This window comes from Arthrobacter sp. Sr24 (genome assembly GCF_054511175.1).
Map to the genome: position 1 here is coordinate 13,009 of NZ_JBTNDB010000035.1, position 18,682 is coordinate 31,690.

Below are 18,682 nucleotides of genomic sequence, written 5' to 3' on the forward strand. Positions count from 1 at the left end.
GCCACCAGTCCATTAATCCACGCACCATAGATGAGGTATCTTTCGTGAGCGCACCCCTTGCCTGCTGCATCAACCCCAGCATCCTCTCCGCCGATTTTGTGAATCTGCAAGCAGAACTTGCCCGGATTTCCAACGCCGACGCCGTCCACGTGGACGTCATGGATAACCGCTTTGTGCCGAACCTGACCATCGGCCTGCCCGTGGTGGAACGCATCCAGCAAGTCAGCCCCATTCCGTTGGATGCACATCTGATGATCGCCGAGGTTGACCGCTGGGCGCCGCTGTATGCCGATGCTGGTCTGGCCTCTGTGACGTTCCATGTCGAGGCCTCTGATGCCCCCTTCAAACTGGCTCGGGAACTGCGTGCTAGGGGCGCGAAGGCCGGTATGGCACTGCGCCCAGCAACCGCCGTCGAACCTTATTTGGACATGCTCGAAGAGCTGGACATGCTGCTGATCATGACAGTGGAACCAGGCTTTGGCGGGCAAGCATTTTTGGACGTGACACTGCCGAAAATCCGGCGCGCCCGCGCAGCCATTGAGGGCAGCGGCGTCAACGTTGCCATCCAGGTAGACGGCGGCATCACGGAGGAAACCATCACCCGCGCAGCCGAAGCCGGCGCCAATGTGTTCGTGGCAGGCTCTGCGGTCTACGGCAAAGCATCGCCCGCGGAAGCCATCGAATCACTGCGTGCCAAGGGCCAGCTGGCCTTCGGCTAACACTCTGCGCAACAAGCACGGGCGCCACGGGAATAATCCCGCGGCGCCCGAACTTGTAACCTCATGAAGCTTGGCACCGTAAAAGGTGCCATAATGAAAAAGTCGCCCGCAACCGCGGGTGCGAATATGCAGTATTACGTGCTCCGGGGTCGGTGTAATTCCGAACCGGCGGTTATAGTCCGCGACCCGCGCGCTCTTAGTTGGTAACAGCTGAAAGCAAACGGTTGATCTGGTGAAATTCCGGAACCGACAGTTAAAGTCTGGATGGGAGAAGCACGATACAGTCTTGGCCGTCAGGTCAGGGGTGTGGTGGAAGCAAGCCAAAATCCGCCACTCTTCCTGCGCCCGGTGCGCCTTTGCTGTACGTTACCCCCGGAGCCATCGCGGTCTCGAAAGGGCAAGGTAACGATGGACTTTCTGCGATGGCTCTTTGACGCCAAACTTGAATTCGCCGGCGGCGGATTCCTCCTCTGGCGCGAAGTCATAGGAAACCTTTTTGGGCTCGCCAGCGCCCTCGGCGGTATGCGCCGTAAAATCTGGGCGTGGCCGGTGGGCATCATCGGCAACCTTCTGCTCTTCACAGTCTTCATGGGCTCGGTCTTCGGATCGCCCGATCACGTGAATTTGCTGGGCCAGGCCGGACGTCAAATCATGTTCATCGCCGTCTCCATTTACGGCTGGCAGCGCTGGAATCAGACCCGCCACAAGAAGAACGACGACGGCGCTCACGTAGGCGACGCCGTTGAGCCACGCTGGGCTGGGGCCCGGGTACGGTGGCTCTTGGTGGCTGCCATGGTGGGTGGAACAGCCATCCTCACACCCATTTTCTCCGCCCTTGGTTCTTACGAACCGGTCTGGGCTGATGCCTGGATCTTCATGGGATCCCTCCTGGCTACCTATGGAATGGCCAAGGGGTGGGTTGAGTTCTGGTTGATCTGGGTCGCCGTTGACCTGGTGGGCGTCCCGCTGCTCTTCAGCGCCGGATATTACGCCTCCGCTTTCATGTATGTCTTCTACGGTGCATTCACTTTGGCCGGATTCTTCGTATGGTGGAAGGTGCGGCGCAACGCAGATGCCCTAAACCGGCAGGTGTCAGTTGACGCAACGTTCCCTGACATAACCGTAAGTAACACAGCGAGCAACCTTGTCGATAGCACTGTGAGTAACCGAGAGGCCAAAAAATGATCTTCGAATCCAGTGGCGATGATTCCTTTATGAACGAGCCCGAGCACTTCACCCACGCGGAGATTTTGGGGATGGAGACGGCTCTTTCTGCAGCCCGTCAGGGCGTGCGTAGCTCCAACCCGCTGGTGGGTGCTGTCATTATTGACGCCGACGGAACATTCCTGGCCATCGGTTATCACAAGGGTGCTGGAACTCCCCACGCGGAAGCGGATGTCATCAACCGTTTGTTGGGTACAGGAGTCAAGCGTGACCTCTCCGCTGCGACACTGATTGTGACCCTTGAACCGTGCAGCCACGTGGGCCGTACCGGGCCCTGTACTCAGGCGATTTTGGATGCGGGGATCGGCAATGTTGTCTACGCCGTTGCCGATCCGCATATGCCGGCTGCTGGTGGGGCGCAAATCCTCCGCAACGAGGGCATTAACGTGCGCATGGGCCTCATGGCCGCAGAAGCCGAAGACCTTAATCGCCGCTGGTTTGTGGCTGTCCGTGAGAACCGTCCGTTCATCACGGCGCGCTTGGCCCAGACAGTGGACGGCCGGATCGCGGCCGTTGACGGCACCAGCCAGTGGATCACCTCGCAGGCTTCCCGCCAAGACTCGCATGAGCTGCGGGCCCGGGTGGACGCTATTGTGGTGGGGACCGGCACGGTCATGGCTGACAATCCGCGCCTGACAGCGCGTGCAGCTGATGACTCGGATGCGGCGCAGCAGCCGCTGCGAGTGGTCATGGGCATGCGCGACATTCCGGCGGACGCCGCTGTGAGAGGTGCCGTGGGCACCCCCAGTAGTCCGGACCGCTTAGGTGATGATGACTTTCTGGCACTACACACTCACGATCCGGCCGCCGTCGTACGTGAACTACACGGACGCGGCGTGGGCCACCTCATGATTGAGGGAGGGGCCATCATCAACGCCGCATTCCTCGCTCAGGGGCTGGTCGATGAACTCGTGGTTTACCTGGCACCGACCCTCCTGGGATCGGGCATTCCCGCCCTCACTGATCTGGGAGTCGGCACGCTGGAGCAGGCGCAGCGTTGGGAATGGGACGCCACCACAACTGGACCAGTGGAACTGCTGGGTCCGGATTTGAAATTGACGCTGATGCCGGCCAAGGTGCCCGCCATCGAGCAAGGAAGCTGAGATGTTTACTGGAATTATTGCGGGCCGAGGCACAGTCCTCGCCTTGAAAGGCGCTCCCGAAGATGGCAGCGCAGTGTTGGTTCTCGAAGCCGGCGCACAGCTGGACGGCCTAGAGCTGGGCGGCTCCCTCGCCGTCAACGGTGTGTGCCTGACGGCCACCCGGCTGGTGGGTGACACCATCGAGATGGACGTCATGGGCGAAACGCTCACGCGCACCACCACCGGTGCCCTGGTGTCGGGTGACATGGTCAACCTCGAACGCTGCGTTCCTGCCGGCGGGCGGCTCGACGGACATGTGGTCCAGGGTCATGTGGATGGAACCGGCGCTTTGGTGGAACGCGAAAATCTCGGCAATTGGGAACGTCTGCGTTTCTCGATTCCTACCGAACTTTCGCGTTACGTTGCCGAAAAGGGATCCATCGCCATTGATGGCGTCTCGCTGACTGTGACGGCAGTGAGCCCGGCTACCGATCCCGAACAGTGGTTTGAAGTGGGGCTGATTCCTGTCACGCTGGCTAACACCGGATTGGGATCGAAGGTGGCCGGCGGCGCCGTGAACCTTGAGGTCGACGTGCTGGCCAAATACACGGCTCGGTTGCTGGAATTCACCACGCTGACTGGGGATGCATCATGAGCACCATCTTGGATCCGATTCCCCTCGCCATTGCTGCGATAGCCCGGGGCGAGGCGGTGGTGGTGGTTGATGACGAGGACCGTGAAAACGAAGGCGACATCATCTTCGCCGCTCAACACAGCACCCCGGCGCTCATGGGCTGGACCATTCGCTACACGTCCGGAGTCATTTGCATTCCCATGGATGACGGGCATGCCGATCGTCTTGCGCTGCCTCCTATGGTGGCGATCAATCAGGACGCGAAAGGTACCGCTTACACCGTCAGCTGCGATGCGGCTGAGGGTATGTCAACGGGTATCAGTGCCACCGACAGGTCACTGACGGCGCGCGTTTTGGCTAACCCGTCCTCCACTCCTTCGTCTATCACCCGTCCTGGGCATATCTTCCCGCTGCGCGCCGTGGCTGGGGGAGTGCGTCAGCGTCCTGGCCATACCGAAGCGGCCGTGGACCTGTGCAAACTAGCAGGCTGTGAGCCCGTGGGAGTCATTGCAGAAGTTGCAGATGACATGGGCGAAATGGTGCGCCTGGAAGGGTTGCGCGAATTTGCCGACAAGTTCTCGCTGGTGCTGATTTCCATTGCAGACCTCGTGGCTTATCTGGCCGAGCAGGACGGTGGCGTTATTGGCGGTGCTGCTCTTGACGCTGCGGCTCTTAAAGCTGCGGCTCTCAATGGTGCCGAGGGTGATCATGTCTGAGGAATGCATAGTGACCGGAGGGCCGGTGGTAGCCCTGCCCACCCGCTTCGGCACATTCTCCGTTCAGGCGTGGATAGATGCGGTTACGGGGGCCGAACACCTCAGCCTCAGCGCCCCGGGGGCCACGCACGCAGGTGAGCCAGCAGGTGAGTCGAACGCAGGCGAGCCGAACACAGCTGAGCCGAACAACACCAGTCCGGAAGACGCCGTCGTGCCTCTGGTGCGGCTGCACTCGGAATGCCTCACGGGTGACGTGTTTGGTTCCTACCGTTGCGATTGCGGGGAACAACTCGATCATGCGCTGGAAGAAATTCACCGGCGCGGCGGCACCTTGGTGTACCTGCGCGGTCATGAGGGTAGGGGGATCGGGCTTGCCAACAAGATCCGCGCGTACAGCCTGCAGGAATCCGGCGCCGACACGGTTGAAGCCAATGAACAACTCGGCTTACCCGTTGACGCACGCGACTACTCGGCCGCGGCGGGCATTTTGACGGCGCTAGGTCTGACCCGCATTGCACTGCTGAGCAACAACCCGCTGAAGGAAGCCGATCTGGCTAGCCGTGGCATTGAAGTGGTCGCCATGGTGCCCGCAAAAATCCCGGCCCGCAGCGAAAACCTGCGCTATTTAGTCACCAAACGCGATCGCATGCACCACGCACTGACGCTGGATGACGCCGTCGATCCGAACGGCACAACAGCGACCCACACCACCACCGAAACTACAGAAGGATACACAGCATGAGCGGCCATGGAGCACCAGTTATTGGATTCGACCCGGCAGAAAAGTCACAGGCAGCAGGGCTAAAGCTCGCCATCATTGCTGCTAGCTGGCACACCGAAATCATGGATGGCTTGCTCGATGGTGCCCTGCGCGGAGCCGCCGATGCCGGCATCGAGAATCCCGTGGTGGTCAGAGTGCCCGGAAGTTTCGAGCTGCCCGCTGCGGCCGCGCGCCTGGCTCCAAAGTTTGACGCCGTGGTGGCCTTGGGTGTGGTGATCCGTGGCGGAACGCCTCACTTTGACTACGTCTGCCAAGCCGCAACGATGGGCCTTACCGACGTCAGCGTCCGCACGGGCGTACCCGTGGGCTTCGGTGTTCTGACCTGCGATACCGAGGAGCAGGGCATCGCCCGTGCCGGACTGCCGGGCTCGGTAGAGGATAAGGGTCACGAAGCTGTCACGGCTGCCCTGGCCACAGCGCTAACGCTGGCAAACTTGGGCGTCTAACTCGGTTCAACTCTTGGGGTTCGGGCTCTGCGTTTGAAGCACTAGCCTTCAAGCCCGCGGTTTGAACCCAAAGAATGAACCTCCAGGTACCTCGCTGAAACCCTATTCGCCCTGAAGCTGCGTCAGGTTAAGCCTTAACGGTGCGCTACTCACTGAGCTGCGCACCGTTAACGCGTAACGGTACGCAGCTTCAGGGATCCAGCAGCTTCAGGGATCCAGACCCCGCAGCCGCGCTGTGATGGAAGTACGTGATGGACATAACAGCCATCAGAGCGTCCGGATCGCGGACACGGGCCGTCTCAAAAACCGCGAACTGGCACTGAATCCAGTAAGGTGGACTGCGTGAAGACCTTCGAATCTCTCTTTGATGAGCTCAGTGCGAAAGCCGCAGCCCGGCCCGCTGGCTCCCGTACCGTCGCCGAACTTGATTCCGGCGTCCACGGTATCGGCAAGAAAGTAGTTGAGGAAGCCGCCGAGGTGTGGATGGCCGCCGAGTATGAATCGGAAGCAGCCTGCGCCGAGGAGATTTCCCAGCTGTTCTACCACCTGCAGGTCATGATGATCGCTAAAGGGTTGACTCTTCAGGACGTTTACAAGCATCTCTAGCCACATGCTGTGGCTGCTTGAACCGCTCCTTTAATGCGGCATTGGAGTCCAGTGCCGACAACTTTTTTGCTTGAAACTACCTGAAAGAATTGATTTACATGCTGCGTGTTGCCGTTCCCAACAAGGGTGCCCTGTCCGAAGCTGCTTCAGCGATGTTGGCGGAGGCTGGCTACCGTCAGCGCCGCGACTCTCGCGAACTGGTCATGGTTGACCCTGAGAATAACGTTGAATTCTTTTTCCTGCGTCCCCGCGATATTGCCGTCTATGTTGGCGCCGGTACCCTGGACGTTGGCATCACCGGCCGTGACCTGCTGATGGACGCCCAGGTGGATGCCGAGGAACTGCTGCCCTTAGGGTTCGCCCGCTCTACGTTCCGCTTTGCCGGTCCCGTGGGAGATTTCTCCAGCGCCGCCGAGCTTGAAGGCAAGCGCCTGGCCACCAGCTATGACGGTCTGCTGCGCGAATACTTGACCGAGCTGGGCATCAACGCCTCAGTAGTTCGCCTCGATGGCGCCGTGGAGTCCTCGGTCCGCTTGGGCGTTGCCGATGCCATTGCTGACGTCGTTGAAACGGGCAGCACGCTCAAAGCCGCTGGCATGGAAATCTTCGGCGAACCCATCCTGAACTCCGAGGCTCTGCTCATCGGCCGACGCGGCGTCACCCCGCCTCCCGGCCTGGAAGTTCTGATCCGCCGCCTGCACAGCGTTCTGGTTGCGCGCCAGTATGTGCTCCTTGACTACGATGTGCCCAAGACGCTCATGGAGCAGGCTACGGCCTTGACTCCCGGGTTGGAGTCACCCACAGTATCGCCCCTGCGCGACACCGATTGGGTTGCCGTGCGCTCCATGGTCTTGTCAAAGGACACCAACCGCATCATGGATGAACTCTACGATCTGGGCGCCCGCGCCATTCTGGTCAGCAACATTCACGCCTGCCGGATCTAAGCCCCAAGCCCAGCGCGTTTTCACAGTTTGAGCCAAATTTTGATCCAAAGAGGGTACATGCCATGAGTGTTGCCATCCGTGTTATTCCCTGCCTGGACGTCGACGCCGGCCGCGTGGTCAAAGGCGTCAAGTTCCAGAACCTGCGCGACGCCGGAGATCCCGTTGAGCTCGCACAGCGGTACGATCGTGCCGGTGCCGATGAGCTGACGTTCCTTGACGTCACCGCCTCCTCCGGAAATAGGGAGACCACCTTTGATGTGGTCTCCCGCGCCGCCGAGCAAATTTTCATCCCGCTCACCGTGGGTGGAGGCGTGCGTGAGGTGTCCGACGTCGATAAGCTCCTGCGGTACGGTGCGGACAAGGCCTCCATCAACACCGCAGCGATTGCCCGCCCGGCCGTCATCAATGAGATCACTGCTCGCTTCGGCTCGCAGGTTCTGGTGCTGAGCGTTGATGCGCGCCGCACCCAGGGCGGGATCACGCCGTCGGGCTTTGAAGTGACCACCCATGGTGGGCGCAAGGGCACCGGTATGGATGCCATCGAGTGGGCCAAGGAAGCTGCCGATCGTGGTGTGGGGGAGATCCTGCTGAACTCGATCGACGCCGATGGCACCAAGGAGGGCTTCGATTTGGAGCTCATCCGTTTGGTCCGCGCCGCCGTGCATGTCCCCATCATCGCCTCCGGAGGTGCCGGCAAGCCCGAGCACTTCCCGCCGGCCGTGGCGGCAGGTGCCAATGCTGTGCTGGCCGCGTCGGTGTTCCATTTTGGTCCAGACAGTGCCATTGCGGATGTTAAAAAGGCAATCCGCGACGCCGGATACGAAGTCCGCTAATACCGTCTCCTATTGATGGGCTCAGGTCGCTGAACGGCGTGAGCCCATTAGTGCGTTAACAATCATTGAGCGAGGGCCGATCTTGCTACAGTTGAGCTATGCCAAAGAAAGCGCTTTCCCAGCCGATTTCCGTCATTGACGGGGCCCATCCGATCCTGTCCGTTCTCCGGCTCCTTCTGCGGCGCCCAAAGCGGATGGCTGTGGCTGTGCTCGCTTTTGCGCTGAAGGAAGTACCGCTGTGGTTTCTGCCGGTCATCACCGCCGCGATCATTGACATTGTCACCGTGGGTGGGCCGGTTGAATCCGTGCTGTGGTGGAGTCTGCTGGCCGCGGTGCTACTGATCCAGAATTACCCCAACCACATTATTTACACCCGGAATTTCATGACCGTGGTCCGCGATACTGGATCCGTACTTCGCAACGTTTTGGCTGCTCGTTTGCAGAGCTTGTCGATCGGGTATCACACGCGGGTGAATTCCTCGATTGTGCAAACCAAAGTGGTACGGGATGTGGAGAATGTTGAGCTGATGCTCCAACAGGTGACCCACCCGCTGCTATCCGCGGTCATGGTCATGACTGGTGCCATTACGATGACCGCCATTGCCGTGCCGCAGTTCCTGCCTGTATACGCGCTTACAGTTCCGATCGCCATCGGAATCCGCTTTGGCATGCGTAACCGTTCGCGTTCCCGCAATGAGAATTTCCGGATGGAGATTGAGGGCTTCGCGGCACGAGTGGGTGAGATGGCTTCATTGATCCCCGTGACGCGGGCACACGGTCTGGAAAAGACTGCGGTGACTCGGGTATCCAGCAGCGCCCAAGGTGTGCGGCGTGCTGGCCTGCACCTTGACATGCTCAACGGACACGTCGCCTCAATCTCCTGGGTGACCATGCAGTTGCTCGGAGTGGGTTGCCTGATGCTGGCCGCAATATTCTCCCTCACCGGTTTCCTGCCAATCACCCCCGGCCAAGTAGTGATGCTCTCAAGCTACTTCGCGTTGCTGACGCAGGGCTTGACCCAACTCCTCATGTTGATTCCGGTCGGAGCACGCGGACTGGAATCGGTGCGCTCCATCGCCGAAGTGTTGCAGGACCCGGACATTGAACAGAACGAGGGTAAACGAGCCGTCGAGAATGTTACCGGGAACATGCTCCTCGATGCGGTGAGCCAGCGCTATGAAGACTCCGAGGTTGATGCTATCCACGAACTCGACCTGGATGTCCGCGCCGGTGAGACTGTAGCTTTTGTAGGATCATCGGGTTCCGGGAAGTCCACGCTGTTGAATCTGGTACTGGGATTTGTCCGCCCCACCAGTGGACGAATCCTGCTTGACGGTGTTGATATGCAACTCCTAGACCTGCGTACGGTCCGCCGCTTTGTGTCTGTGGTCCCTCAGGATTCCGTGCTGTTCGAGGGCACTATCCGCGAGAACATCGCCTACGGGTTGCCGCATCTCGACGACGAACGCATCCGTTTGGCACTGCAGGATGCCAATGTTCTAGATTTCGTCCAGTCCCAACCCGAAGGTTGGCACACAGTGGTGGGAGAACGCGGCGCGCGACTATCAGGTGGACAACGCCAACGGTTAGCCATTGCGCGGGCGCTCGTGCGTGATCCACGGGTCTTGCTCCTGGACGAGGCGACCAGCGCGCTCGATCCTGAGTCGGAACAGCTCGTCAAGGTTGCGCTGGGCAAGTTGATGCAGGGGCGGACCACGCTGGTGGTGGCTCATCGGCTGTCAACCATTAGGCAGGCAGATCGGATCGTGGTGTTGGAGCAGGGGCAGATCGTTGAGATTGGATCCCATGAGGAGCTCCTGGCGCGGAACGGACGGTACTCTCAGCTCCATGCAGTCCAGGCCGGAACTGATGGCCAATGAGTGGCGCCCATAGGCGGTTTTGAGTGGGATAGCGACGGCGAAAAAGTAGCCATTGCTGCGCTAGCGTCCGTGGGGGAGAGGCGCGGAATCGGCTGCGCTAGCTTCCGTGGGGGAGATGCGCGGCTAGAGTCCGACGTCGGCTGTGCGGAGCAGTGCCACGGCGTCGGGCTGGCCCTCAAAGGTGACGAGTGCTTGGCTGGTGCGGCCATTGGTGTGCATCAGTAGTTCGCCGGGGTCGCCAATGATCGCTACTGAAACCGGTGCGCGCTTGGCCACGTGGCGTGGCCCTGCCGGGTTGACCAAGACAATGCCCAAGTCCACACCGCGGTACATGATGGCTGCGCGCTTGAGCAGCTCGGCCCAGAGCGCCACAGAATAGGCGGCATCGAGGGTACGGGGCGCCCAACGGTCCGAGGCGCGGCGGACATCCTCGGTGTGGATAAAGAACTCAGTGAGGTTGGCGGTCTCGTCCACTGACTTCAGCGCAAAGGGTGACAATTTCGGCGGTCCAGCCCGGAACTTTTCCACGAGCGCCGCAAAGGTCTCCGGAGTGGCGGACGCGGCAGCCAACTCGGCAATGGCCTTCTCTGAAGATTTGCGCCACGGCTTGAATATGAGACCTAGACCCACGCGCGGATTATGTTCGCGCAGGTAAAGGTGGGCGGCCAAGTCCTGGGTCAACCATCCTTCACAGAGCGTGGGTGCTCCCGGACCAGCGGCCAGCAGGGTCTCGGCAAGGACTTCACGGGATGGTTCTACAAATCGCATCACTTGTGAAATTAGCATGTATTCGCCCCGGATGGCACCTAGACACACAAGAGCGAATAGACAGAGCTCAAAGTCACGAAGGACTCCGGAGAGGGGAGCGCTCCCAAACCGCCGCCGGTCACAGCTTCGAACTATCGCGGCAACTGTCAATGACCCCTGTCAAGAGTTTGTGGCACTAGAATTGGAGGTGATGCAGCAAAGTCCAGATCCCCAGTCCACGTCCGCCGCGCCCATGCCTGAGCAGGGTGCAGAATTGTCGCCAGCAGTTGCCGAGCTGCTGAAACATGATGGGGCAGGCCTGGTCGCCGCCATCATTCAGCAATTTGACAGCAAAGAAGTGCTGATGCTCGGCTGGATGGATAACGAAGCCCTTCGCCGGACCTTGAGTTCAGGCCGCGTCACCTTTTACTCCCGTTCGCGGCAAGAATATTGGCGCAAGGGCGATACCTCCGGGCACTTCCAGTACGTTAAAACGGTGGCCCTGGACTGCGACGGCGATGCCCTCTTGATCACCGTCGACCAAGTTGGCGCAGCCTGCCATACCGGAACCCATACCTGCTTTGACGGCCGCGAACTCGAAGCGACCGTGGGCCACCGCAGCTAGCTGCCACCGCACTTCTTCTATCCCGCCAGTTCCATCCCGCCAGCGAGAACCAAGCTGCAGCCGCCCGCCTGAGTCAAGAAAGCCAAACATTTCATGCAAGATCTAGGTGTTATCAGCCCCTCTCTGACGGAATTCCGTGAACTGGCACGCACCCGCCGGGTCATCCCCGTCCATCTGAAGGTCTTGGCCGACGCGCAAACGCCCATCGGCCTCTACCGTGCCCTCGCCGCCGAGGCCCCGGGCACCTTTTTGATGGAATCGGCTGCCGTGGGCGGGGTCTGGTCCCGCTACTCCTTCATTGGCGTGCGTTCCAGCGCAACCTTGACCACGCACGACGGCGGTGCGTTCTGGCAGGGGACCCCTCCCGTAGGTGTGCCCTTGAGTGGGAACCCCGTGGCAGCTATGGAGGCCACCCTGAAGCTTCTGGCCACGGAGCGCTTTGATGGACTGCCACCCTTCACCTCCGGCCTGGTTGGCTTTGTGGGCTGGGAATCTGTGCGTCATTGGGAGAAGTTGCCCACCCCGCCGCCGGATGATCTGAACTTGCCCGAGCTGGCCATGAATCTCATTGCTGACATGGCTGTCCATGACAACAATGAGGGCACTGTGCTGTTGATCGCTAACGCCATCAACGCCAATGGCACGGATGAGAACGTGGATGGTGCCTGGCATGATGCGGTAGCTCGAGTCCATGCCATGGTGGACCAGCTGCGTCAGCCCGTAGCTCAGCCCATGTCAGTGGTTGAGGTGCCTGCCGCCAGCTTCGCGGACAGCGTGGAAGAGCAGTGGGATCGCAACGAATACCTCAAGGCCCTGGACATTGCCAAGGAAGCCATTGTGGATGGCGAGGTTTTCCAAGTAGTGGTCTCGCGCCGCTTTGAAATGGTGTGCGAAGCCAGTGCCCTGGATGTGTACCGGGTGCTGCGCAATACCAACCCCAGTCCGTACATGTATCTGTTCAGCTTTGAAGATGCCAACGGCGAGCCCTACTCCATAGTGGGATCTTCCCCCGAAGCGCTCGTGAGCGTTCTGGGTAATGAAGTCATCACCCACCCGATCGCCGGATCCCGACCTCGCGGGGCCACCACCGAAGAAGATAAGTGGTTGGCTAAGGACCTGCTGGCCGATGAGAAGGAACGCTCCGAGCACCTGATGCTGGTGGATCTCTCTCGCAATGACCTCTCCAAGGTCTGTGTCCCAGGAACCGTGGATGTCACCCAATTCATGGAAATCGAACGCTTCAGCCACATCATGCACCTGGTCTCCACTGTGGTGGGTACCTTGAGTCCGGACAAGATTGCCTACGACGTCCTCGCCGCAACTTTCCCGGCCGGCACTTTGTCCGGTGCGCCAAAGCCGAGGGCTTTGAGCTTGCTGGATGAGCTCGAGCCCATCCGTCGCGGTGTCTATGGTGGCGTTGTCGGTTACATGGACTTCGCCGGCGATATGGACATGGCGATCGCCATCCGTTCCGCTCTGCTGCGTGGTGGCAAGGCTTATGTTCAAGCCGGCGGCGGCATCGTGGCGGACTCCGTCAACGAAACCGAAGCCATGGAGACAGTCAACAAGGCGGCTGCGCCACTGCGGGCCGTCTATGCCGCAGCGTCGCTGCGCGACCTCGCCGAGCCAGACCTCACTGAACGCGACCTCGCCGAAGATCCGAGCGAAAGAAACGCCACCGCGGCGGGAGAATCACTATGAATACCGAACTTCCCGTCTCCGGCTCGGCCCACACCTCAGCTGTAACGGTGCCAGTCTGGAAACGTAAATCGATCCTGGTGCTCTTGATGATCGCCGCAGCGCTGGCCGTCTTTGGGACCACAACACAAACGTGGATCCATGTGGCCATCGCCCCGGGCGAGGTCGCCACCACGGATCTGGACATACCCGGCAACAAGGCAGCCGTGGCAGTTTCTGCACTGGCTTTGGTGGCTTTGGCAGGAGCGTTGGCCACCACTATTGCCGGTCGCGTGGCCCGCGTCATCGCAGCCGCCGTGGTTTTCCTCGCAGCGGTGGGAGTTGTGGCTGTCGCATTAGGAATTTATGCAGATCCCGTAACAGCCGCCATGGCTGAGGTAGGAGCAGCGACCGGAATTGAAGGTCAGGCCTCAGCCGCGACGGCCACGGTGTTCCCCCTTCTGGCGGCGGCCGCTGCTGCAGTTCTGGCTCTTGGCGCCTTGCTGGTGATCTGGCTCGGCCGGTCCTGGATTGTGCGCACCAAATATGATGCTGCGAAGGATCCCTCTGCGGCTAAGTCAAACGCACCAGTTGACGAGATTGACAGCTGGGACCAGCTCAGCCGCGGCGAGGACCCCACGGCCTAGTCGCCGCCGAGTCACGGCAGAGCCACTAGAGTCACGGCAGAGCCACTAGAGTCACGGCAGAGCGCGCCTAGCCACGGCACAAGTCCACGGGGTGTCCAGCTTTGGGATTCCAAGGGAAACTAATGGCAGAATGTATTTTTAGTATCCGCGTTAAATAGGGAGATTTACCATGAGCAACAAGTCGGCTGGGTCAGTAAGCGTGCATGAGCCCATTGATCACAGCATTGAGCTGGGCCACGGCAACAGCCCGGCAGCCTGGACAAGCGTCACCGTCATGCTCGTTGGCGCTATCGTGGGCTGCATCGCTTTCGTGATCGGTGAGAGCGCAACGCTGCTGTTCTGGATTGGCGTTGGCATCATTGCTGTTGGCGTCATCCTCGGCCCGGTCCTGCGGTCCGCTGGCTACGGCGTTGGCGGAAGCAAGCTGAAGAACAACGGCCACTAGCAGTGAGTGTTCTGCTGGACATCATTGACGGTGTCCGGGAAGACCTCCGTGCCCGCCAAGAGCTTGTGAGCTTGGCGGAGTTGCAGGAACGCGTTAAAAACGTTGCCCCAGCACTGGATGCATGGGCTGCCCTGGGTGGGAACCTCACTGTGCGCCCCGAGCTGAAGGTGATCTCTGAGGTCAAGCGTCGCAGCCCGTCCAAGGGTGATCTTGCCGGTATTGCAGACCCCGCAGCACTGGCGGCACTGTACCAAGCGGGCGGGGCCAGCATCATTAGTGTCCTGACCGAGGAGCGTCGCTTCGGCGGGACCTTGACTGATTTAGATGCTGTACGCGCTGCCGTGCAGATCCCCGTGCTCCGTAAAGACTTCACCTGCGATGAGTACATGATCTGGGAAGCCCGTGCACACGGCGCTGACCTGGTACTGCTCATCGTTGCAGCCTTGAGTGATGAGGAACTACGCAGCTACTTGGCGTTGACCCACCAGTTGGGTATGAACGCGGTAGTGGAAACGCACACGACTGAAGAAATTGAGCGAGCTGTTGCCGTTGACGCCAAAATCATCGGCATCAACGTGCGGAACCTCAAAACCCTCGATGTAGATCGCGGCGTTTTCGCCGCACTGGCCGGCAGTATTCCTGCCGGGAACATTGAGAACGGGCCCATCGTGATTGCCGAGTCAGGCGTGCGTGACGTGGCCGACGTCGTGCATTACGCGCAGAACGGTGCCAACGCCATCCTGGTGGGGGAGGCGCTCGTGACAGATTCCACTCCACGGGAGCGGATCACCGAATTCAAAACCGCTGGGGCCCAGGCCATCAGCACCCGCTAGCATCCGGGCCCGTCCGCGACAGGGCGGGCCCGCCTGCTTGCACGGCTGGGATGTGTGGGCGCATGCCGCACCGGCCACTAGCACCAACGACTATCAGTGCACAACTACTTACGGAACAGGACGGTGGAACTGATGGCTCAAGCGCCAGCAGCTTCGTCACAGGATCCCGCAGACATGGTGGATCCGGCAACAGCATTCCTGCAGGGCGCAAAGCCGGCAGAGTCATCACCGGAGCGTTCGCTGCGGCACGCCCCCGGACCGTACTTCGGCGCATACGGCGGCCGTTGGATGCCGGAATCGCTCATCGCGGCCCTGGATGAAATTGAAGAAACTTTTGAAAAAGCAAAAGTTGACCCAGAATTTCTCGCTCAGATCGCCGAGCTCAACAAGAACTATTCCGGCCGTCCTTCCTTGCTGACTGAGGCCAAGCGCTTCAGCGAGCATGCTGGTGGAGCCCGTGTATTCCTCAAGCGTGAAGATCTCAACCACACCGGCTCGCACAAGATCAACAACGTTCTGGGTCAGGCGCTGCTCGCTAAGCGCATGGGCAAGACGCGCATCATTGCCGAGACCGGTGCCGGCCAGCACGGTGTTGCCAGTGCCACCGCCGCGGCCTTGTTGGGCCTGGAATGTGTGGTCTACATGGGTGCCGAAGATTGCCGCCGCCAAGCGCTCAACGTGGCCCGCATGCAGTTGCTCGGTGCCACAGTGGTGCCGGTAACCAACGGCTCTCAGACGCTCAAGGACGCCATCAACGATGCCCTTCGCGACTGGGTGGCAAACGTTGAGAACACTCACTACGTCCTGGGCACCGTTTCCGGCGCCCACCCGTTCCCCGCCATGGTCCGCTTCTTCCACGAAGTCATTGGGGAAGAAGCGCGCGGCCAGATCATCGATCAGATCGGCCGCCTGCCCGACGCCGTCTGCGCTTGCATCGGTGGTGGCTCCAACGCCATTGGCTTGTTCCACGGATTCTTGGATGACTCCGATGTGAAGATCTACGGCTTTGAAGCTGCCGGAGACGGCGTCGAGACCGGCCGCCACGCAGCAACCATCACCTTGGGCCGCCCAGGAGTGCTGCACGGTGCCCGCTCCTACTTGATGCAGGACGAGGACGGCCAGACCGTCGAGTCGCACTCCATCTCCGCCGGCCTGGACTACCCGGGCGTTGGCCCGGAGCACGCTTACTTGGCTGATCTTGGCCGAGTGAGCTATGAAGCTATTACCGACACCGAAGCTATGGACGCCTTCAAGCTGCTGTGCCGCACCGAAGGTATCATTCCCGCCATCGAGTCCTCCCATGCACTGGCGGGCGCTCTGAAGATTGGTCAGCGACTCACCGCTGACGCCGCCAAGCCAGACGACGTCGTCATCATCGTGAACCTCTCCGGTCGCGGCGACAAGGACGTTCAGACGGCTGCCGACTGGTTCGGTTTGTTGGATGAAGACGGCAACGTCAAGGGCACCATGCTGTCCACCCGCACCGCCAAGGGTGCCGCGCACGGCGCAGGCGTACAAGACGGCCACGCCAACGATGCAGCAATGGATATCAATGCAGAGGATGCCAGCAATGAGTGAGACTACTTCCAGCCTCGATACCGCTGTGAGTCCTGTCAGCAAGTCCGCCGCGGCCATCGCCCGGGCTAAGGCTGCTGGACGCAAGGCACTGATCGCCTACTTGCCTGCAGGTTTCCCGGATAAGCAGACCTCCATCGACGCAGCGATTGCTGTTGCCCGCAACGGTGCCGACATCATTGAAATCGGTATCCCGTATTCGGATCCTGTTATGGATGGTTCGGTCATTCAGGCGGCCACCACTCAGGCGCTTGAAAACGGCTTTCGCGTGACAGATGTCTTCGACATTGTGGCTGCTGTCACCGCCGAAACCGATGCTGCTGTTCTGGTCATGACGTATTGGAACCCCGTTATGCGTTTGGGCGTCGACGAATTTGCTCGCCGACTGGCCGAGGCAGGGGGAGCTGGGCTCATCACCCCTGACCTGATCCCTGATGAAGCCGGCGAATGGTTCACAGCCTCAGATAAGTACGGCCTGGACCGGATCTTTTTGGTGGCCCCGTCATCCACCGCTGAGCGGGTGGCAATGACGGTGGAAGCAACACGCGGATTTGTCTACGCCGTTTCCATCATGGGGGTCACAGGCGCCCGCACCTCGGTGTCCAGTGCCGCAGAAGCTGTGGTTGCCGCAGCCCACGCCGCCGGTGCGGAAAACACGTGCGTTGGGCTGGGCGTCTCAAAGGCCGAGCACGTCCGCGAGATTGCTACCTACGCCGACGGCGTCATTGTAGGAACTGCCCTCGTGGCTGCCCTGCGTGACGGCGGGGTGCCTGCAGTGGGTGCGCTGGCCAAGGAACTCAGCTCCGGCTTCGATGCCCCCTCCACCCCTCCAACGGAAGCTGCTACTTCGTGATCTCCACTCTCGTTCCACAGTCTCTGGGTAACGCCGTGATAGCGTCCATCCCGGCTCCGGCCTGGTCCGGCTTTGACCTTGGGCCGCTCCGCATCCACGCCTACGCCCTGTGTATTTTGCTGGGCATTGTGGCTGCCCTCTGGCTGACCGATCGCCGGTGGAAGCGCCGCGGCGGCCCAGAAGGTTCCATTTGGGACATTGCCATCTGGGCCATTCCCTTCGGCATTATTGGTGGCCGGCTCTACCACGTCTTCTCATCCCCCGAGGCTTACTTTGGTCCCGGTTTTGATGGCACCGGTGACCTCTCCCTGATCCCACAGCTCTGGTTAGGCGGCTTAGGAATCTGGGGCGCCGTGGTACTCGGTGTGGTGGGTGCCTGGATTGGTTGCCGCCGCGCAAACGTGAAAATCTCCGCGTTCATTGACGCAGCCGCTCCCGGCATTCTGCTGGCTCAGGCCATTGGCCGTTGGGGCAACTACTTCAACCAGGAACTCTTCGGCGGGCCCACTACCCAGCCGTGGGGTCTGAGCGTCTCACCGGAATTTGTGCCAGTTGGCTTCAGCCCCGACACCCTCTTCCACCCCACCTTCTTGTACGAGTGCCTCTGGAACCTGGCCGGCGTCGCCGTTCTGCTCCTGCTGGACCGCAAGCTCAAGCTCCGCAACGGGCGCCTGTTCCTGCTCTATGCCATGATCTACACGGCTGGCCGCGTCTGGATTGAAATGCTGCGGATCGACACCGCCGAGCAAATCACGTTCTTCGGCATCACCGCTCGCCTCAACGTCTGGACCAGCATCATCGTCTTCGTGGTGGCTCTGGTGCTATTCATCGTCATTGGCCTGCTGCGCCGCGGCAAGCTCGATGAATCCGTCTACCTGCCGGGTCGCGAGCCAGCCATCGAGGAAGCTCCTGTAGGCGCTTCTGTGGGTGCCACTGCCGGCGCTAAAGCCGCTGCTAAGAACGACGCCGTCACTCCAGCTGCGAAACCGTCGTCACGTGACGCTGTGGTTGAGTCGGCAACGGTTGCCACCACTGCTGAGGATAAGTCCAGTGTTGGCTCCGCTAGCTTGGCTAGCCATGCGAAGGCGGAGACTAGGGATGGCGCTCTTAGCGACAACACAGCGCCTGATTCCAGCACAGCATCTGATTCCAGCACAGCGAAGGACACTCCGGCGAAGGATGCCTAGCTGTTCCTACCAGCACTAGGGCACTAGGACTCTAGGATTCCGACCCTCTAGGACTCTAGCGTTCAAGCAATCAAGTGCCATCAAGGTGGCCCCGATGATTCGGGGCCACCTTTTTCGGTACGCCCAGCATGGGCATTTGCTTGGAGGTGAAAGTCCTCTGGTCGAGAAGGTGGTTTAAGACCTAGTCAATGGCAACTGCGTCACCGTGAGGTGGGGTGGGAAGGAAGC

Annotated in this window: 20 protein-coding genes and 1 riboswitch; of the genes, 19 read left to right on the top strand and 1 reads right to left on the bottom strand. The window is 60.5% G+C overall.

Annotated elements, in window-relative coordinates:
• Positions 1–44: 44 nt before the first annotated feature.
• The 11 genes from rpe (at position 45) to ACX80D_RS16535 (ending at position 9,865) form a co-directional block, all read left to right on the top strand.
• The gene (rpe, locus tag ACX80D_RS16485) at positions 45–719 is read left to right on the top strand and encodes a ribulose-phosphate 3-epimerase (RefSeq protein ID WP_459323949.1); all 675 of its coding nucleotides are present in this window, start codon (positions 45–47) and stop codon (positions 717–719) included.
• Positions 720–854: 135 nt separating this feature from the next.
• A riboswitch (FMN riboswitch) is annotated at positions 855–999 on the top strand.
• Positions 1,000–1,127: 128 nt separating this feature from the next.
• Complete coding sequence (pnuC, locus tag ACX80D_RS16490; protein ID WP_459323950.1) at positions 1,128–1,904, top strand: nicotinamide riboside transporter PnuC; 777 nt, start codon at positions 1,128–1,130, stop codon at positions 1,902–1,904.
• The gene (gene ribD / locus ACX80D_RS16495; RefSeq protein WP_459323951.1) at positions 1,901–3,046 is read left to right on the top strand and encodes a bifunctional diaminohydroxyphosphoribosylaminopyrimidine deaminase/5-amino-6-(5-phosphoribosylamino)uracil reductase RibD; all 1,146 of its coding nucleotides are present in this window, start codon (positions 1,901–1,903) and stop codon (positions 3,044–3,046) included. Before pnuC ends, ribD begins: the two co-directional genes overlap by 4 nt.
• 1 nt (position 3,047) lies before the next feature.
• A complete protein-coding gene (locus ACX80D_RS16500; RefSeq protein WP_459323952.1) occupies positions 3,048–3,680 on the top strand; it encodes a riboflavin synthase in 633 nt (210 codons plus the stop codon).
• Positions 3,677–4,375: a 3,4-dihydroxy-2-butanone-4-phosphate synthase gene (gene ribB, locus ACX80D_RS16505; RefSeq protein WP_459323953.1), complete on the top strand. Its 699-nt coding sequence runs from the start codon at positions 3,677–3,679 to the stop codon at positions 4,373–4,375. The genes ACX80D_RS16500 and ribB overlap by 4 nt, the downstream gene beginning before the upstream one ends.
• Positions 4,350–5,117 (top strand): GTP cyclohydrolase II, encoded by a 768-nt coding sequence (locus tag ACX80D_RS16510; RefSeq protein ID WP_459323954.1) that lies wholly within the window; start codon positions 4,350–4,352, stop codon positions 5,115–5,117. Before ribB ends, ACX80D_RS16510 begins: the two co-directional genes overlap by 26 nt.
• Positions 5,114–5,602 carry a 6,7-dimethyl-8-ribityllumazine synthase gene (gene ribH / locus ACX80D_RS16515; protein WP_459323955.1) on the top strand — a complete coding sequence of 163 codons (489 nt, stop codon included), beginning with the start codon at positions 5,114–5,116 and terminating at the stop codon, positions 5,600–5,602. The genes ACX80D_RS16510 and ribH overlap by 4 nt, the downstream gene beginning before the upstream one ends.
• A 342-nt stretch (positions 5,603–5,944) precedes the next feature.
• The gene (locus ACX80D_RS16520) at positions 5,945–6,208 is read left to right on the top strand and encodes a phosphoribosyl-ATP diphosphatase (RefSeq protein WP_459323956.1); all 264 of its coding nucleotides are present in this window, start codon (positions 5,945–5,947) and stop codon (positions 6,206–6,208) included.
• A 98-nt stretch (positions 6,209–6,306) separates the two neighbouring features.
• Positions 6,307–7,152, top strand: a complete 846-nt coding sequence (gene hisG, locus ACX80D_RS16525; protein WP_459323957.1) for an ATP phosphoribosyltransferase — start codon at positions 6,307–6,309, stop codon at positions 7,150–7,152.
• Positions 7,153–7,214: 62 nt separating this feature from the next.
• A complete protein-coding gene (hisF, locus tag ACX80D_RS16530; protein WP_459323958.1) occupies positions 7,215–7,985 on the top strand; it encodes an imidazole glycerol phosphate synthase subunit HisF in 771 nt (256 codons plus the stop codon).
• Positions 7,986–8,083: 98 nt separating this feature from the next.
• Positions 8,084–9,865, top strand: coding sequence for an ABC transporter ATP-binding protein (locus tag ACX80D_RS16535; protein ID WP_459323959.1), 1,782 nt, complete (start codon positions 8,084–8,086; stop codon positions 9,863–9,865).
• A gap of 123 nt (positions 9,866–9,988) precedes the next feature.
• On the opposite strand, the gene ACX80D_RS16540 is transcribed toward ACX80D_RS16535, so the two are convergent.
• Positions 9,989–10,633, bottom strand: a complete 645-nt coding sequence (locus ACX80D_RS16540) for a TIGR03085 family metal-binding protein (RefSeq protein WP_459323969.1) — start codon at positions 10,631–10,633, stop codon at positions 9,989–9,991.
• 190 nt (positions 10,634–10,823) lie between these two features.
• Here ACX80D_RS16540 and hisI point away from each other — a divergent pair, with 190 nt between their 5' ends.
• The 8 genes from hisI (at position 10,824) to lgt (ending at position 18,454) form a co-directional block, all read left to right on the top strand.
• Positions 10,824–11,237, top strand: coding sequence for a phosphoribosyl-AMP cyclohydrolase (gene hisI, locus ACX80D_RS16545; RefSeq protein ID WP_459323960.1), 414 nt, complete (start codon positions 10,824–10,826; stop codon positions 11,235–11,237).
• Positions 11,238–11,330: 93 nt separating this feature from the next.
• The gene (locus ACX80D_RS16550) at positions 11,331–12,938 is read left to right on the top strand and encodes an anthranilate synthase component I (protein WP_459323961.1); all 1,608 of its coding nucleotides are present in this window, start codon (positions 11,331–11,333) and stop codon (positions 12,936–12,938) included.
• Positions 12,935–13,561: a Trp biosynthesis-associated membrane protein gene (locus tag ACX80D_RS16555; RefSeq protein ID WP_459323962.1), complete on the top strand. Its 627-nt coding sequence runs from the start codon at positions 12,935–12,937 to the stop codon at positions 13,559–13,561. Before ACX80D_RS16550 ends, ACX80D_RS16555 begins: the two co-directional genes overlap by 4 nt.
• A 169-nt stretch (positions 13,562–13,730) precedes the next feature.
• Positions 13,731–14,006 carry an HGxxPAAW family protein gene (locus tag ACX80D_RS16560; RefSeq protein ID WP_459323963.1) on the top strand — a complete coding sequence of 92 codons (276 nt, stop codon included), beginning with the start codon at positions 13,731–13,733 and terminating at the stop codon, positions 14,004–14,006.
• Positions 14,007–14,008: 2 nt separating this feature from the next.
• Positions 14,009–14,839: an indole-3-glycerol phosphate synthase TrpC gene (trpC, locus tag ACX80D_RS16565; protein ID WP_459323964.1), complete on the top strand. Its 831-nt coding sequence runs from the start codon at positions 14,009–14,011 to the stop codon at positions 14,837–14,839.
• Positions 14,840–14,971: 132 nt separating this feature from the next.
• Complete coding sequence (gene trpB / locus ACX80D_RS16570) at positions 14,972–16,417, top strand: tryptophan synthase subunit beta (protein ID WP_459323965.1); 1,446 nt, start codon at positions 14,972–14,974, stop codon at positions 16,415–16,417.
• The gene (gene trpA, locus ACX80D_RS16575) at positions 16,410–17,267 is read left to right on the top strand and encodes a tryptophan synthase subunit alpha (protein ID WP_459323966.1); all 858 of its coding nucleotides are present in this window, start codon (positions 16,410–16,412) and stop codon (positions 17,265–17,267) included. The genes trpB and trpA overlap by 8 nt, the downstream gene beginning before the upstream one ends.
• The gene (lgt, locus tag ACX80D_RS16580) at positions 17,264–18,454 is read left to right on the top strand and encodes a prolipoprotein diacylglyceryl transferase (RefSeq protein ID WP_459323967.1); all 1,191 of its coding nucleotides are present in this window, start codon (positions 17,264–17,266) and stop codon (positions 18,452–18,454) included. Before trpA ends, lgt begins: the two co-directional genes overlap by 4 nt.
• Positions 18,455–18,682: the final 228 nt, after the last annotated feature.

What these genes read in the sequence shown, in the direction of transcription:
- ACX80D_RS16550 (WP_459323961.1), top strand. Translation starts at nt 11,331, where the DNA reads ATGCAAGATCTAGGTGTTATCAGCCCCTCTCTGACGGAATTCCGTGAA.
- hisG (WP_459323957.1), top strand. Translation starts at nt 6,307, where the DNA reads ATGCTGCGTGTTGCCGTTCCCAACAAGGGTGCCCTGTCCGAAGCTGCT.
- ribH (WP_459323955.1), top strand. Translation starts at nt 5,114, where the DNA reads ATGAGCGGCCATGGAGCACCAGTTATTGGATTCGACCCGGCAGAAAAG.
- ACX80D_RS16500 (WP_459323952.1), top strand. Translation starts at nt 3,048, where the DNA reads ATGTTTACTGGAATTATTGCGGGCCGAGGCACAGTCCTCGCCTTGAAA.
- ACX80D_RS16510 (WP_459323954.1), top strand. Translation starts at nt 4,350, where the DNA reads ATGGTGCCGAGGGTGATCATGTCTGAGGAATGCATAGTGACCGGAGGG.
- ACX80D_RS16555 (WP_459323962.1), top strand. Translation starts at nt 12,935, where the DNA reads ATGAATACCGAACTTCCCGTCTCCGGCTCGGCCCACACCTCAGCTGTA.
- pnuC (WP_459323950.1), top strand. Translation starts at nt 1,128, where the DNA reads ATGGACTTTCTGCGATGGCTCTTTGACGCCAAACTTGAATTCGCCGGC.
- hisF (WP_459323958.1), top strand. Translation starts at nt 7,215, where the DNA reads ATGAGTGTTGCCATCCGTGTTATTCCCTGCCTGGACGTCGACGCCGGC.
- trpB (WP_459323965.1), top strand. Translation starts at nt 14,972, where the DNA reads ATGGCTCAAGCGCCAGCAGCTTCGTCACAGGATCCCGCAGACATGGTG.
- ACX80D_RS16540 (WP_459323969.1), bottom strand. Translation starts at nt 10,633, where the DNA reads ATGCGATTTGTAGAACCATCCCGTGAAGTCCTTGCCGAGACCCTGCTG.
- ribD (WP_459323951.1), top strand. Translation starts at nt 1,901, where the DNA reads ATGATCTTCGAATCCAGTGGCGATGATTCCTTTATGAACGAGCCCGAG.
- ribB (WP_459323953.1), top strand. Translation starts at nt 3,677, where the DNA reads ATGAGCACCATCTTGGATCCGATTCCCCTCGCCATTGCTGCGATAGCC.
- hisI (WP_459323960.1), top strand. Translation starts at nt 10,824, where the DNA reads ATGCAGCAAAGTCCAGATCCCCAGTCCACGTCCGCCGCGCCCATGCCT.
- ACX80D_RS16535 (WP_459323959.1), top strand. Translation starts at nt 8,084, where the DNA reads ATGCCAAAGAAAGCGCTTTCCCAGCCGATTTCCGTCATTGACGGGGCC.
- ACX80D_RS16560 (WP_459323963.1), top strand. Translation starts at nt 13,731, where the DNA reads ATGAGCAACAAGTCGGCTGGGTCAGTAAGCGTGCATGAGCCCATTGAT.
- trpA (WP_459323966.1), top strand. Translation starts at nt 16,410, where the DNA reads ATGAGTGAGACTACTTCCAGCCTCGATACCGCTGTGAGTCCTGTCAGC.